The following is a 14,147-nucleotide window of genomic DNA, read 5'->3' on the forward strand; positions in this document are numbered from 1 at the left end:
GGGGAACTCCTGGCTCTGTCAAAAAGTGATAAGAGACGTGCAATGATTACGCGGCATTAACCGGCGGATAGCAGCCGAACCGCTCTTCCAACAACGGATACGTATTGGCATCCGGTAATTCAAAGTGCCACCACTCGCTGGCGATACCTTTAAAGCCACCCGCTGCCATCACGGCGTTGAGCAACAAGCGGTTACGCTGGATGTGTGGCGGTAAATCGGGATAAAACGGATGCGACACTTCCGTCATTTCATCGAAACCCGCGCCCATATCCACGACTTCCCCCTGCTCATCCAGCAAGGTGAGATCGACGGCCACCCCGCGGCTGTGATGCGAGCCGAGCCTGATATCCACCACATAATCCGGATTCGGAAACGCCGCCCATAAACAGGCCTGCGCCGCCTGCGGCCGGTAAGCGTCATAAATTTTCAGGGTAAAACCTGCCAGTTTCGCCACTTCATTGCAGCGAACTAAAGCCGAGGCGGCATCGGGGTGCAGCAGGCAACGCGATTCACAATAAATCGGCTGACCGGTCAGGTTATCTGCGGTGGCATACTTCAGGTCAATCACCGCATCGGGCAAAACTTCGGCCAGATCGGTCAGTGCGATGTCAGGTGTTTTATTATTGATGGTCATGGTTAATGTCTTTCCGTTCCTGTCGTTGCAATGAATTTACGATTCAAATTGTCCGAGCTGTTTTTGCAAAATCCGGTTATTTGCCAGCCGTTGTTCAACATCGTTACCGCGCAGTTCGAGTACTGCCGAGCACAGCAAGTTGAACAGGCAACTGAGCGGTGCCATCGAGTCCCAGAACTGGCCGGTGTCGGTTTTCACCTGCAACAGATCTACCGGATAATCGCGCGCCCACGGGCAATAAATGTCAGTAATCAGTGCCACGTTCAGGCCGCGTTCACACGCAGCTTCGCAATAGGTTTGCGCCATCTTCGAATATGCACGGGTATCGGTCACCACCAGATAGGGCTGCGTGAATTCCGAATTCAGGGATTCGACATAGGTGCCGGAAAGTCCGTCGGCGAAATAAACTTTCGGTCGCAAGTATTCGAGATAACTGGCGAAGTTATTGGCAATGCCGCGTACCGACTGGATACCGAGAATAAACACCGCCTCAGCCTCAGCCAGGCGACGGCTGATCTGCGCAAAACTGTCAGTTTGCGCCAGCTGATAGACGTGATTAATGGCGCCAAGCTCGAGCGTCAGCGACTGCTGCAACTTTTCCTGCTGCGGCTGTTTGCTGCGTTCGCGGTAAGCACCCAGACGATCGGTAACCACCCACGGCTGATAGGATGTGCCGCTTTGCAGACGCAGCATTTGCTTGAAATGATCGAGATTACGATAGCCCAGGCTGCGCAGATAGCGCCCGACAGAAATGCCGCTGGTCGCCGCGCTACGCGCAATGCTGTCCGCCGTTTCAAACGGGATCTGTGCAAGATTTGCCAGCAGGTAGCTGGCAATGCGTTTGCCCGTCGGCGTCTGTCCGGCAAACGAGGCTTCGATTTGTTCAATCACATCCTGCGCTGGCTGCATCAGTGCATCCTCTGTTGCTTCATTGTCAAAAAGCTAGACGTTGTTAGTAAAATAACAATGCACGGGATGTGCCAGTTTCGGGAAATGAATGAAATTTGTGCGGAAGATCTGAATTTATGATGATGTGATGGCAGGCAACTGGCAAAAAACTTGCTGAAGAACGGCCGGAACCAAACTTATCGATAACGCTTGCACAACAATCAGGCAACTTGTGAGTGCTTTTAGTGCAATACAGCCATGACAAGGCGAAAGCATGAGGAAAAACTGCAGAGGCTTTAACCACTTTGTCTTAATAGTCAACAGGTTGAACATTAAGAGAACAGTCAGACAACTTTTTTCGTTAACCCTTTGACATGCCACGGGGCAGTCGCTATTATTCGCCCCGTTCACACGATTCCTCTGTAGTTCAGTCGGTAGAACGGCGGACTGTTAATCCGTATGTCACTGGTTCGAGTCCAGTCAGAGGAGCCAAATTTAGAGAAGCCCGCTTAAGGAAACTTAAGCGGGCTTTTTGTTTTTAGCATATTGCGTGCTTTGATTCACTCCGTTGATGAACGCTGCGCGCTCGTTAGCAGTGCCGGCAACTCTTTTTTCAGTTCTTCAATCAAGGCTCTCACTTTAGGAAGCACCACATGAGTCCTTGGCCATATTGCTGAAATGGGGGTAGGCGGTGCCTGAAATGAAGGTAAAATTGTAAGAAGCTGCCCCTTATTAATTGCATCACCGCACAACCAGTCAGGAAGTTGCGTCACCCCACATCCGGCAATAGCAGCCTCCAGCATGGCTTGGCCATTATTGAAACGGTAAGCTGAGGAAACGACATGCCTTACAACGAGCTCTTCTTTACCCCGGATTAACCAGTAAGTTTGCCCTTCTGAGGGCAACCCTGAAATGCAGCTGTGCGATGAAAGCCCACGAAGGTCCACGGGGGTGCCTGCCCGCTTCAGATAGCCCGGAGAGGCGCAAATAATAAACCTTTGCTCGCCCAATCGGGTGGCTACCAAATCACCTGAGTCAGGCAGGGGGCCAAGTCTCAGGGCCAGGTCAAAGCCGTCTGTTGCCGGGTCACGAACCCGATCGCTGAAATCCACTTCGATATTCAAAGCCCGGTATTTTAAGGCCATAATATTGAGTAAGGGCATAATGAAAAGGTGCCCAAAGGCCACGGGTACTGTCAGGCGCATCAGTCCGGAAGGTTCCACTATCCCCGCCTCTATTCTGTTTTCGGCATCTGAAATCATATCCAGCGCATCATTGCAGCTATTGAAATAGATCTCACCCTCCGGTGTCAGTGACAGGCTGCGCGTACTGCGGTTGAGTAAGCGAACCCCCAGACGTGTTTCCAGACGTTTGATGCTTTTGCTGAGTGCCGAACGCGTCACGCCTAAACCGTCAGCTGCAGCGACGAAACTGCCTTTTCTGACGACTTCAGTGAATTCTTGTACACCATTGAGTTGTGCCGTCACAAATATTGGTTCCTTTATATCAACACTGAGGGGCTTTTTGACCGGCTAATCACGGCCTTAAAATAAAGATAAGATCCCTGACAATACATTTTTACCATGAAATGTCTTCAGGAGACAGAATGAGCGAATTATTGAATGTCTACACAATGAATGAAATAAGTCTTAATAATCGTGTTGTTATGGCACCAATGACCCGATCGCGAGCTTACAACCTTGTTCCCACTGACAGTATGGTCACTTACTATCGACAGCGCGCCACAGCAGGTTTAATTGTTTCCGAAGGTTCACCAGTTTCAATGGAAGGTCGTGGACAAGCTTACACACCGGGAATTTATACTGACGAACAGATAGAGGGGTGGAAGAAGGTTACTGAGGCGGTACATGGGCAAGGCGGGAAAATATTCATTCAGCTTTGGCACGTAGGACGTTCCTCACACATTGCTCACCAGCCTGATGGACAGGCACCGGTCAGTTCTGTCTCGCGTATTGCAGAAGGCTGTACAACTCACATTCACGGGGATAACTATCAGTCTGTGCGCGCATTTCACAGCCAGCCCCGCGCATTAACAACGGATGAAATACCTCGGGTGACGCAAGATTTTGTCAAGGCGGCTAAAAATGCCATTGAGGCGGGATTTGACGGTATAGAGATCCACGCTGCTAACGGCTACATCTTTGAGCAATTTATCAACGGTGGACTTAACGACAGAAAAGACCGTTATGGCGGTAATATTGCCAATCGCCTGCGATTTACGCTGGAAACTGTGGATGCGGTCTCTGCCGCCATCGGGAGTCACCGGACAGGTATCCGTATTGCACCTTTTGGCCGCCTGCAGGATATGCATGGCTTTGATGATGAGGAGGATACCTGGTTAGCTTTGGGTATTGAAATGCGTCGCCGCCAACTTGCTTATGTGCATTTGAGCGATCAGGAATCTCTGGGAGCGCAGGCCATTCCTGCCGGTTTCCTGACAAAGTTTCGCGAAACCTACGAGGGAACCCTCATCATCGCGGGCAGCTATACACAGGAGCGTGCAGAGCTGGCACTCAGGGAGGGTTTAGCCGACTTAATCGCATTTGGGCGTCCTTTCATCGCCAATCCGGACCTCGTGAAACGCATGAAGAACGGTTGGCCTATTGCTGTTCCTGACAAGAATACGTTCTACACCGGGCAAGATGGAGGTTATATAGATTATCCCACGTATAACGTGGATTAAGCTTCCCTGAAACAGCAATGCATCTGGAATGCATCCGTAATTCATCTAAACCAATAAATGAAAATACGGTTAATAAGGCGCTGCGGTTGATGGAACTGTATTCAATGAATGTTGATGGAGCTACCTTTTGCAAGCGCCTGATTCTAATGCGTTCAGTGTTTCTTTTATATAAAGTACCGAATCATGAGCGCCGGAATTCACCCCCTCTTTAAATCAACGGCGTCGCCAAAAATTCCGGTCGCTGTTCGGCCAGCAATCTAAATCTGGCCACTTCCGGATATCGCGCACAGTTCACGGTATCCGGCAGCATCAATTCTGTAAAACTCCAGGCCACTGCGATACTGATACCGGCCACGGACAGCATATCAGGATGACCTTCCCGCAGGCCGTTCTCCAGTGTCTGCCATGCGCCGTGAAGCTGTTGAGTCACCCGAGTCACCCAGGGCTGATGCTGTTTTTCTTCTGGCCTGAGACGCTGCTCGTAAACAAGCTGTACCGCTTTCTCGCAGGCTGCCAGGGCGAATCCTGTAAGATGCAGATCCCGCAATTCTTCCGCTTCGGACGATGATGCCGGTGCAGCAGAATGAGTGGAATATTTTCCGAGGTAATGAATGATCAGTGTTGAGTCGATCAGTACCTGATTATCATCTGTGATAAGGGTTGGAACTTTGACTGCCGGGTTAATTTTTGTGAAGGCATCAAAATCGCTGAATACCGAAAGCGGTCGATGTTCAAATTCAATACCCATTACTTTCATATAAATAGCCACCCGTCTGACATAGGGTGAATCCAGCATTCCGATCAGGATCATGGCTCTACCTCATATTATGTTGATTAACAAAATCAATTAACTGTGCGGCGACAGGTAAGGGTACATCTTCCATTAAAAAATGTCCGGCCTGTTGATAGATATGCAGCGTGGAAGAGACGATATCGCGCTGCAAACGCTTTCCATACTCAACGGGTTGCCATTCATCTTCCGCGCCCCATAAAATCTGCACAGGTAACCGGAGTTGCGGAAGTTTTTCTGCAAAATCAGCGGTGTAACAGGCATTATAGTGCGCAACCTGATGCTGATAGAATGAAGCCTGGCCCACCACACCGCAAAGCGGCGCGAGATAACTTTCCAGCCGCTCCTCTGTCATAAGATGCTTATTAAAAACGGCCATCTGCAACTGGCGGGACATTGCGCGGTAATGCTCAGTGGCAGGTATCCGCGCATAATCCGCATAGTTATCCCGCATATCTTTCCATGTGGATGAAGGCCAGGAGTCGTAGCTCGGAATATCTGCAAGTGTAAGTGTCTGCAGAAGGGATGGCCTGTCGAACGCCAGCCGGAGCGAAATTGCCCCGCCGATATCGTGACCAAAAAGATGCGTTTTTTCGAGTTGCCAGTGTTCAAGCAGCTTCAGCAGAAAACTCACCTGTGAGGCAACCGAGGTATCAGCCGTCAAAGGGCGCTCGGATGCGCCAAACCCAGGCAGATCATAAAGGTGAACGCGAAACCCCGCATCGACAAATACCGGAACCAGTGTCTGCCAGATTACAGAATGTGCGGGAGTACCATGCACCAGCACCAGAGGTGTACCTGAACCATGAATCCCGGTCGCAATGCGGCAACCCTTTATCAAAACGTCGCTATTCAGTAATGCATTATTAGCGGGCATAAGCTTTCTCCGTTGTGCTCGTTTCAGTCAGGCTATCCGTTGACTGAATATGACACCAGTGACATTCTTTCCCGATGTAAACCAACTTTTGTCATAAAAAATGAATAAACGACTCTCCGTTGATTCGCTCAGAGTTTTCAGAACTGTGGTGCAAACGGGCAATATGAGTAAGGCTGCATTACTCCTCAATCTGAGCCAGTCCGCCGTAAGCTGGAAGCTCAGACGGCTTGAAGATCATCTTCAATGTCAGCTATTTACGCGCATCGACGGTAAAACCGTTCCGACGGAAAAAGGCAGCGTTTTATTGCGCCATGCGGAAAATATACTCACGGAGCACGATAATGCCGTGGCCTATTTTTCTCCTTCTGCACTCCGTGGAAAGCTGCGAATTGGAGTCACGGAACACATCTCAATGACCGAAATATGTGGGGTTATCTCAACCTTCACGCACCACCATCCTGAAGTGGATATACAGCTGGTTGTTGAGCAAAGTCATCTCCTTCGTCAGCATTTTTCTGAAGGAAGTCTGGAAATCATCTTACATCAGGATTTCACGGGCACGGCATCGCCGGAAGACCAGGTATTATGGAGTGAAAAGTTATACTGGTGCGCAACGCCTGCGTGGCGGTATGAATCTGATAAGTGCCTGAAGCTTATTACGTGGGGACCGGATTGCTATTACCGTAGCCTGGCCGAGGAAAAACTTCGTCAGTCAAAAATTCCGTTTACTGTGATGCTGGAGTGCCCCTCGGTAGCGGGTATGCTTGCAGCGATAACGACTGGCCTGGGTGTGGGCATAATCAATCAATACAGCATTGATAAAGCGGTTTGTAACGTGTCCGGGTTTGAGATGATGATGCCGCTGCCGTCGGTAGATTGCCTGTTGCGCGTGAACGAATACCGCTTTAATCCCGCAAGCGAGGCCTTCTGCCAGATGCTGACCAGGGTGATGCATAAACAGCGGTAGTGAACTGACAGGCTTTTAATTGATTAATACAATGATTGTCATCAATGTCCGCTTCTGACACAAAACCGTCCGCAAGATATTTTAATGAGCAGCAAGAAGCGGACGTCAGCCAGAACGCAGGCCTGATTACCGTCGGTCCCCTGCCCGGCCGACAGTAACTCTTATTTTTAACTCATCTCTTTCACCCGGGAAGCGTCATACATTTCCTGGGCCCGCTCCATTTCTGCTCCATGCTCCAGCGCCCATTCGTACAGTGCAATAAACGGTTCCTGTAGGGTCCGTGCCAACGCGGTAAGACTGTATTCCACACTCACCGGCGAAGTAGGAAGTACCTTGCGGTATACCAACCCATTACGTTCGAGACGCTTAAGCGCATCGGACAAGGCTTTGTGAGTGATCCCCTCTAACCGGCGACGGAGTTCATTAAAGCGGGATGGTTTAGTGCAAAGCACCGTGAGAATTAAAATCGACCATTTGTTAGTGATGTTCTCAAGAACAGGACGGGTTTTTCCTACATCTCTTAAGTCACTGCTATCGATCTGTGTCATAGCGATATACTCCGGCATACTTAGTTTACGTAAAGTGCGTAATTGTTATTAAGTATAAAAATTATATCATCTCTTTTCCATTCGAACAGGAGTAAGCAGATGAGAAGATTAGACAACAAAGTGGCCCTGATACTGGGCGGAGCAAAAGGCATTGGTCTTGCAATCAGTCAGAGATTTGCCCGTGAAGGTGCGACAACCTGGTTCACATCCCGGCGGGATGAGGAGTTAGACGCCGCCGGTCACACGATAAAGGGCAACGCCAGACCGCTACGTGCTGATGTCAGCCAGATAAGCGAACTGACACGGATCGTTGATTTGATCGAGACAGAGTCCGGCCAGATAGATGTGCTGGTCATTAATGCCGGAATGGCAGAATACTCGACAATTAATGACGTCACCCCGGCACATTTTGATTCTATTTTCGGCCTGAATGTGCGCTCACCGCTTTTCGCTATGCAGGCAGCACTTCCCCTGTTGAAAAAGGGAGCGAGCGTCGTTTTGATAGGTTCGATTGCCGATGTGATTGGCACGCCGGGATATGGTGTATACGGCGCCAGTAAAGCGGCACTTCGTTCTTTTGCCCGCACATGGACACATGAACTCTCAGCCCGCGGTATTCGAATTAATGTGGTCGCCCCTGGCCCTGTCGATACGGAAATGATGCTTGCAGCCTCCGAAGAACTGCGTAATGGGATAATCAGCGCAATACCGTTAGCAAGAATGGGCAAACCTGAAGAAGTCGCAAACGCCGTACTCTTCCTGGCGAGCGATGAAAGCAGTTATATCGCGGGAGCAGAAATCTGTGTGGACGGTGGGCTGACACAGGTTTAGTTGTAGCGCTTGCCTCTGGCACTAAACTGCCCACAAAAAGGATTTCGTTGGGCAGCCAGCTGTTCTTAATTTTGGCCGATCACATTGGAGAAGAAAGGCAGGTTTGGCTATGGGACTGGCAATATCGCCTTTTTAACATGGGTCATTGCTGCCAATAAAAAACCCGCCGGGGCGGGTTTTAATGTTTGCGGCAAACTGCAGATTAAGACTGCGGATCCACCGGCTGAACTTCAAGCGAAACCATACCGATGCCCAGCTTACGCGGCTGGAAGCCACCGCTGGTCCCTTCGGTGGGCTCAGTCGGCTCCGGCGGCGTGATCACGATACTCTGCTCCGCCCCCGGGTTGGTGAACTGTACTTTCACGATGCCGTCAGTATCACCAAAGGTCACAAACTGTTCCTGATCCCCGACGCGGACAGAAACCGGCTTATCAATATTATTACCGTAAGCACGTGCGCGGATCACCACATCAAAAGTAGCGGGCAGCGGTTTGACATAATCAATTTTCACCGACGGTGCCAGATTGGCATCTGACCAACGTCCCCAGTTTTCAACGGCAGACACACCGGTAATCGCTTTTACCTGCTCCGGCAATCCCGGCACCATAAAGGCAATGGCTTTCGACTGGTAGGTAGTGGCCGCATCGTCAATGTTCAACGCATTCAGGGTTTGCTGATAAATGGCGTTACTGCCCGACGTGTCTTTCGCGAAGTCTACTTTACCTTTGAAGGTATCGCCGGTGGCCTGCACAATTGTCGGCTTCGCCCCGAGGTTGCCCGATGCAACACACAGGCCGGTATTGAGCGACAACTCCGGTGCCCACACACGGCCCATTTCGTAGCATTTATCGACCCAGACAAAGTTATCGCTGGTCGCCAGTCCGGCCAGCTGTTTTTTCAACGGCGTTGACAGATAGACATCGAACATCGGTTCAATTTTGTCTCCCGTGACCTTCAGAATAAACGGCGTTTTGATGGTCATGCCGGAGAAAGTAAAGGTACTGTCTTTGGTATTCACCGCATAATTTTTGATGCTGTTCGGGAAGCCCCATTGTTTGATGACCGCCGGTTTCCAGGCATTCACTTTGTCATCAATATTCAGGAACTGCGCGGTCATCGAGGTCGCAGAAACACCGCTGCGGCCGAGACCGATATAGTTATCGCCGCCCATCATATCCAGTATGGTCGCACCATTATCCAGCGTACTGCGTTTCGCCGCATTGAGCTCACCCACCGGATGACGCCCGTCAAGGACGAAGAACAGGTCTTTACGGTTCTGTTTAGTCAGAATGTTGTATGCCGTGTTGTTCATTGCCAGATGGTCGGAAGACACCACAATGACGGTGTTATCAAAATAACCGGACTTTTTAATCTTATCGATAAAGGCGGCAATCAGTTCCTGACTACAGGACACGGCACTCAGTGACTGGTTAGCTTTACCGTTCACTTTATATTCCTTGCTGGTACAACCCCGCGAAATAAAGCCATCAGGATGATGCGTGTCAACGGTCAGCGTGAACAGTGAAAATGGCTTACCTTCCTGACTCAGCGTGATGAACTTTTTATACACTTCATCCAGCAAGGTGTCGTCATACCAACCCCAGTCGTTTTTGTAAGACGGATCCGCCACGGTCGGACGCAATTCGTTGTAGCCATAAAGATGGTCGAAGCCATGGGATTTCAGGAAAGTACCTTTACCTGCGAAAGCCAGTTCTGCGCCCTGATAGAAATAGTTGGTATAGCCGGCACCTTTGAGCACGTCGCCAAGACACACGTTTTCCGGGTAGAAGGTCGCCAGTGCACTGGAGGCATTGCCATCAAACGGCGCAAACAGCGGGATCCCGCACTGGGAAGCCACCATACCGGCGATGGTATAACCCGTGCCCGGCAACTGTTTGGTATTAGTGAAATCAGTGCTCTGCGCTTTATGGCGATTTAATTCGGTCGTCAGGCCGGGGAAAACCTTGTCATCAAAATAAGTGCGTTCCAGACTCTCGCCATAGATATAAACCAGGTTAGGTTTTTTCGCGCCCTTGATGACTTTTTCGGGCACTTTGTAATAGGTATTAAAATCTGCGCCGTTGCCGGAAATTTGCGTTTTGACCAGCCGGGAAATGTTTTGGAATGCCTGAGTGGAACCCACGGAAAAGACCGCCAGTACCACGGCCAGTGCGCTGTAGACGGCACTGCTGTTTTTAGCACGACGCTGCTTCAGCCCCCACGCCAGCAAAGCAAATACGGCAATCAGCCCCGCCAGTAAACCGATAAACGGCAGGATATATTTATTGAGCCCCGCCCCTTTCAGGCTGCTGGTGACGGTATATAACACGGCGTCCGTGATGCCTTCGCCAGTGAAATAATTGCTGCCGATCAGGATGACATTCAGAATGACGTAAAGCCCGAGGAAAAACAGCACCAGTGAAAACCAGACACGGCTGGACGACGCCCGCGTGACGTAGAGAAAAATAGAAGAAAGAAATAATACAAATGAAATTATCTCAGAAGCCATTTCAGCACCCTGTCTGATTAAAACAATAAACTCTACGACCCATTTCTGCTGTTTTGCGAGCAGCGCCGACGGTTCAACTCATCGAGCGAATGACCTGGATCATTCACTTCATCCCTGAGACAGGAAAATTCATGCCAAAAACGGATAGCGCTATATAGCCTGTTGAGCCTGAACGGGTCAACGCCTTCACCCGGCTTCAGGTCACTGATTTCGCCTAAAAAAATGGTATTTTACAAATTTTTGACGGCTGATTTCGCATGATAACCCAGAAATTTAACTTTATGGTCACTTTTCAGTAAGAATCTTATGATAGCGGAATACTGTGAGTGAAATGTGGAGGGCGGTTGAAAATTAACAAATTCGGAATAAACCTTATTAGAGGTGACTGGCTGAGATACGCGTAATCACTGACGTTAAGCCCGGCGAGCAACGCACAATGCGCAGACACAATTGAGTGATTCAGATAAGAAAGTGCAGCCAATACAGCTGCAGCTTCAGGGAGACGGGGATCAGATCCCGCCTAAGTAGGCTTTGCGCACCTCCTGATTATGCAAAAGTTCTTCTCCCGTCCCACTCAGGCGAATTTGCCCGTTGACAATAACGTAACCCCGGTCAGACAGCCTGAGCGCATGATGCGCATTTTGCTCCACCAGAAAGATCGTCATGCCACTTTTCGCCAGTTCACGCAGGGTCTGGAAAATTTGTTTCACGATAATGGGTGCCAGCCCGAGACTCGGTTCATCGAGCAGTAACAGCTTCGGACGACTCATCAGCGCACGGGCAATCGCCAGCATTTGCTGTTCGCCACCGGACATGGTCATCGCCCGCTGTTTACGGCGTTCCTTCAGGCGCGGGAATAACGCAAACATGGTTTGCAGATCTTCTGCCGCATGCTGATTCCCGACAGGAATGGTGCCCATCAGTAAATTTTCTTCCACGGTCATATCCGGAAAAACGCGCCGCCCTTCCGGCGATTGTGCAATTCCCGCCGAGGCCACAAAGTGTGTCGATTTGCGGCTGATATCTTCTCCGCGAAACAGGATTTGCCCGCTCTGTATGCGTGGCTGACCGAATATCGACATCAGCAGCGTTGATTTTCCGGCACCATTGGCGCCGATCAGCGCCACGGTTTCTCCCTGATTCACCTTCAGAGACACCTGTTGCAATGCCTGAATCGCCCCGTAATACACATTCACATCGCGAAATTCCAGCATCGTGTCGCTCATAAGCTGACCTCGTCATCTTCATCAGCACCCAGATACGCGGCGATGACCTTTTCATCATTCTGAATAACCTGCGGTATGCCTTCGGCAATCACGTCGCCGTGGTCGAGCACGATAATATGGTCGGAAATTTCCATTACCATGCCCATATCATGTTCTATCAACAGGACGGTAATATCGTGATGATCGCGAAGGAAACGGATAATTTTACTCAGCGTACGTGTTTCCACCGGATTCAGACCGGCAGCCGGTTCGTCCAGGCAAATCATTTCCGGCGCGGTACACATTGCGCGGGCGATTTCCAGCCGCCGCTGCTGACCGTAAGACATCTCCCCCGCCAGCCGGTTGGCGCAATCGACCAGTTCCACCACCTCCAGCCAGTAAAATGCGCGGTCAAGCGCCTGATTTTCAGCCCGGCGGTAACCGGGTGTATTGAGCACGCCCGCAATCAGGTTGCGGTTAGTCTGCATGTGCTGCGCCACCAGCAGGTTTTCAACCACCGACATTTCACGAAACAGCCGGATGTTCTGAAAAGTTCGCGCCAGCCCGGCGCGGTTGACCAGGTGCGTACCACCGAACATTTTGTAGAAAATACGTTTGCCCAGCTGCGCCGGTTTAATCCAGTCATCCGGCTGAAATTTCTGTCCGAGCACCTGGATCACATTGGTGGTGCGCCGGCATGTATTGAGCAAAATATTGCCGCCGGACGCTTTATAGAAACCGGTAACGCAATTAAATACCGTGGTTTTCCCTGCCCCGTTCGGGCCGATCAGCGCGGTAATCGAACCGCGTCTCACCGCAAGATTCACATCGTTCAGCGCCTTAATACCGCCGAAATGCATACGCAAATGTTCAACACTGAGGATATTGTCATCGGCTAACGCTTCGCTCATGGTGCGACTCCTTTGCGCACGGCAAACCCGCTGCGGCTGATGCGGATTAAGCCGCGCGGCCGCCAGATCATCATCACCACCATTAATACGCCAAACAGCAATACGCGATATTCAGCAAAGCTGCGTAACAGTTCCGGCGCGACGGTCAGCACAAATGCTGCCAGTACCACGCCGATGGTTGAACCCATACCGCCCAGCACCACAATCGCGAGGATCAGGGCAGATTCGAAAAAGGTGAAAGACGTCGGGTTAACGAAACCCTGATACGTGGCGAAAAACACCCCCGCAATACCGGCAGTGGACGCGCCGAGCGTAAAGGCAGACAGTTTGACCAGCACATGATTGAGCCCCATCGCACGGCAGGCAATTTCATCCTCACGCAACGCTTCCCACGCCCGGCCAATCGGCATGCGGGTCAGCCGGTGTTTGATAAACAACACCAGCAACACCACCAGAACCAGCACGGCATAGATGAAGATAAATTTCATGTTCGGGTTATAAGTCAGATGAAAAAACTCGTGGAACGGCACGCCGCCTTCCTTCGCCCGCCGGCCAAATTCCAGACCGAAAAAAGTGGGTGGAGGGGCAGATATCCCGTTAGGGCCACCGGTGAAAGATAACCAGTTGGTCAGCACCAGCCGGATAATTTCACCGAAACCTAACGTCACGATCGCCAGGTAATCCCCGTGCATACGCAGCACCGGGAAACCCAGCAAAGCGCCTGCCAGTGCGGCCATCACCGCCGCCAGCGGCAGCATCGACCAGAACCCCAGCCCGAGGTACTGATATCCCAGCGCCAGTCCGTATGCACCAATGGCGTAAAACGCCACGTACCCTAAGTCGAGCAAACCAGCCAGACCGACCACGATATTCAGTCCCAGGCCGAGCAGGACATAAATCAGCCCCAGAATGGCAACCGTCAGAATATATTTGGTGGCGACGAACGGAAAGAAAATCGCCAGCACGAGGAGCAGTGGAATAATCCAGCGCAGATTGCTTTTGTCATCCGGCGCGCGGACATACACACCCGCGCTGTCAGATTCGAAACGCGCACGCATTTTCTGTCCGGCCCTCGTTTCTAAAAATACACTGAGCAGGAAGCGGCCGGACATCACCGCCACAATCATCCAGACCAGGCGCTGACTATGGAAATTAAAACTGTAGCCATCGAGCACCACGCCAACCACCGGCCCGAAAATAATCAGCGCCACCAGCCCGGCAAAAATGGCATCCAGCAGACAGCGTTTCAGTGAAAAGCCACTGTTCACAGCAGTTTGTGACAT

General features: G+C 50.9%; 13 protein-coding genes and 1 tRNA gene. 4 read left to right on the plus strand and 10 right to left on the minus strand.

The genetic code is table 11. From position 1 onward, the window contains the following. Positions 1-46: 46 nt before the first annotated feature. Together ddpX and ACOZIO_RS03520 are read right to left on the minus strand one after the other, a co-directional pair. Positions 47-634, minus strand: coding sequence for a D-alanyl-D-alanine dipeptidase (ddpX, locus tag ACOZIO_RS03515; protein ID WP_217138359.1), 588 nt, complete (start codon positions 632-634; stop codon positions 47-49). Positions 635-670: 36 nt separating this feature from the next. Beyond that, positions 671-1,543: a MurR/RpiR family transcriptional regulator gene (locus tag ACOZIO_RS03520; protein ID WP_129951634.1), complete on the minus strand. Its 873-nt coding sequence runs from the start codon at positions 1,541-1,543 to the stop codon at positions 671-673. 395 nt (positions 1,544-1,938) lie between these two features. Here ACOZIO_RS03520 and ACOZIO_RS03525 point away from each other — a divergent pair. After that, positions 1,939-2,014: transfer RNA gene (locus ACOZIO_RS03525), tRNA-Asn, on the plus strand. Positions 2,015-2,082: 68 nt separating this feature from the next. Here the strand turns inward: ACOZIO_RS03525 and ACOZIO_RS03530 are convergent. After that, the gene (locus tag ACOZIO_RS03530) at positions 2,083-3,009 is read right to left on the minus strand and encodes a LysR family transcriptional regulator (RefSeq protein WP_129951642.1); all 927 of its coding nucleotides are present in this window, start codon (positions 3,007-3,009) and stop codon (positions 2,083-2,085) included. A 119-nt stretch (positions 3,010-3,128) separates the two neighbouring features. Between ACOZIO_RS03530 and ACOZIO_RS03535 the strand changes: the two genes are divergently transcribed. Beyond that, entirely contained in the window at positions 3,129-4,226 is a 1,098-nt protein-coding gene (locus ACOZIO_RS03535) for an alkene reductase (protein WP_421594935.1), read from the plus strand. A 208-nt stretch (positions 4,227-4,434) separates the two neighbouring features. Here ACOZIO_RS03535 and ACOZIO_RS03540 read toward each other — a convergent pair whose 3' ends face one another. Together ACOZIO_RS03540 and ACOZIO_RS03545 are read right to left on the minus strand one after the other, a co-directional pair. Next, positions 4,435-5,037: a glutathione S-transferase gene (locus ACOZIO_RS03540; protein ID WP_129990414.1), complete on the minus strand. Its 603-nt coding sequence runs from the start codon at positions 5,035-5,037 to the stop codon at positions 4,435-4,437. A 4-nt stretch (positions 5,038-5,041) separates the two neighbouring features. Beyond that, a complete protein-coding gene (locus ACOZIO_RS03545; RefSeq protein ID WP_165385153.1) occupies positions 5,042-5,893 on the minus strand; it encodes an alpha/beta fold hydrolase in 852 nt (283 codons plus the stop codon). A gap of 100 nt (positions 5,894-5,993) precedes the next feature. Here ACOZIO_RS03545 and ACOZIO_RS03550 point away from each other — a divergent pair, with 100 nt between their 5' ends. Then, positions 5,994-6,860, plus strand: a complete 867-nt coding sequence (locus tag ACOZIO_RS03550) for a LysR family transcriptional regulator (RefSeq protein ID WP_129951645.1) — start codon at positions 5,994-5,996, stop codon at positions 6,858-6,860. Positions 6,861-7,027: 167 nt separating this feature from the next. Here ACOZIO_RS03550 and ACOZIO_RS03555 read toward each other — a convergent pair whose 3' ends face one another. Next, positions 7,028-7,408, minus strand: a complete 381-nt coding sequence (locus ACOZIO_RS03555; protein ID WP_129951646.1) for a winged helix-turn-helix transcriptional regulator — start codon at positions 7,406-7,408, stop codon at positions 7,028-7,030. A 99-nt stretch (positions 7,409-7,507) separates the two neighbouring features. On the opposite strand from ACOZIO_RS03555, the gene ACOZIO_RS03560 reads away from it, so the two are divergent. Further along, positions 7,508-8,239, plus strand: coding sequence for an SDR family NAD(P)-dependent oxidoreductase (locus ACOZIO_RS03560; protein ID WP_129951647.1), 732 nt, complete (start codon positions 7,508-7,510; stop codon positions 8,237-8,239). 202 nt (positions 8,240-8,441) lie between these two features. Here ACOZIO_RS03560 and opgB read toward each other — a convergent pair whose 3' ends face one another. From opgB to livM, 4 genes are all read right to left on the minus strand, one after another. After that, positions 8,442-10,748, minus strand: coding sequence for a phosphatidylglycerol--membrane-oligosaccharide glycerophosphotransferase (opgB, locus tag ACOZIO_RS03565; protein WP_421594936.1), 2,307 nt, complete (start codon positions 10,746-10,748; stop codon positions 8,442-8,444). A gap of 509 nt (positions 10,749-11,257) precedes the next feature. Continuing rightward, positions 11,258-11,974 (minus strand): ABC transporter ATP-binding protein, encoded by a 717-nt coding sequence (locus ACOZIO_RS03570; protein ID WP_217137648.1) that lies wholly within the window; start codon positions 11,972-11,974, stop codon positions 11,258-11,260. Further along, positions 11,971-12,864, minus strand: a complete 894-nt coding sequence (locus tag ACOZIO_RS03575; RefSeq protein ID WP_129951650.1) for an ABC transporter ATP-binding protein — start codon at positions 12,862-12,864, stop codon at positions 11,971-11,973. Before ACOZIO_RS03575 ends, ACOZIO_RS03570 begins: the two co-directional genes overlap by 4 nt. Continuing rightward, positions 12,861-14,147 (minus strand): high-affinity branched-chain amino acid ABC transporter permease LivM, encoded by a 1,287-nt coding sequence (gene livM, locus ACOZIO_RS03580; RefSeq protein ID WP_205951568.1) that lies wholly within the window; start codon positions 14,145-14,147, stop codon positions 12,861-12,863. Before livM ends, ACOZIO_RS03575 begins: the two co-directional genes overlap by 4 nt.

Origin of the sequence: Rahnella sp. PD4 (assembly GCF_049199325.1) — a bacterium.
GTDB lineage: Bacteria > Pseudomonadota > Gammaproteobacteria > Enterobacterales > Enterobacteriaceae > Rahnella > Rahnella perminowiae.

Bases quoted from the DNA above. Each gene is read 5' to 3' on its own strand.
- ddpX (WP_217138359.1), bottom strand. From the start codon at position 634: ATGACCATCAATAATAAAACACCTGACATCGCACTGACCGATCTGGCC.
- ACOZIO_RS03520 (WP_129951634.1), bottom strand. From the start codon at position 1,543: ATGCAGCCAGCGCAGGATGTGATTGAACAAATCGAAGCCTCGTTTGCC.
- ACOZIO_RS03535 (WP_421594935.1), top strand. From the start codon at position 3,129: ATGAGCGAATTATTGAATGTCTACACAATGAATGAAATAAGTCTTAAT.
- ACOZIO_RS03540 (WP_129990414.1), bottom strand. From the start codon at position 5,037: ATGATCCTGATCGGAATGCTGGATTCACCCTATGTCAGACGGGTGGCT.
- ACOZIO_RS03545 (WP_165385153.1), bottom strand. From the start codon at position 5,893: ATGCCCGCTAATAATGCATTACTGAATAGCGACGTTTTGATAAAGGGT.
- ACOZIO_RS03550 (WP_129951645.1), top strand. From the start codon at position 5,994: ATGAATAAACGACTCTCCGTTGATTCGCTCAGAGTTTTCAGAACTGTG.
- ACOZIO_RS03555 (WP_129951646.1), bottom strand. From the start codon at position 7,408: ATGACACAGATCGATAGCAGTGACTTAAGAGATGTAGGAAAAACCCGT.
- ACOZIO_RS03560 (WP_129951647.1), top strand. From the start codon at position 7,508: ATGAGAAGATTAGACAACAAAGTGGCCCTGATACTGGGCGGAGCAAAA.
- opgB (WP_421594936.1), bottom strand. From the start codon at position 10,748: ATGGCTTCTGAGATAATTTCATTTGTATTATTTCTTTCTTCTATTTTT.
- ACOZIO_RS03570 (WP_217137648.1), bottom strand. From the start codon at position 11,974: ATGAGCGACACGATGCTGGAATTTCGCGATGTGAATGTGTATTACGGG.
- ACOZIO_RS03575 (WP_129951650.1), bottom strand. From the start codon at position 12,864: ATGAGCGAAGCGTTAGCCGATGACAATATCCTCAGTGTTGAACATTTG.
- livM (WP_205951568.1), bottom strand. From the start codon at position 14,147: ATGTCACAAACTGCTGTGAACAGTGGCTTTTCACTGAAACGCTGTCTG.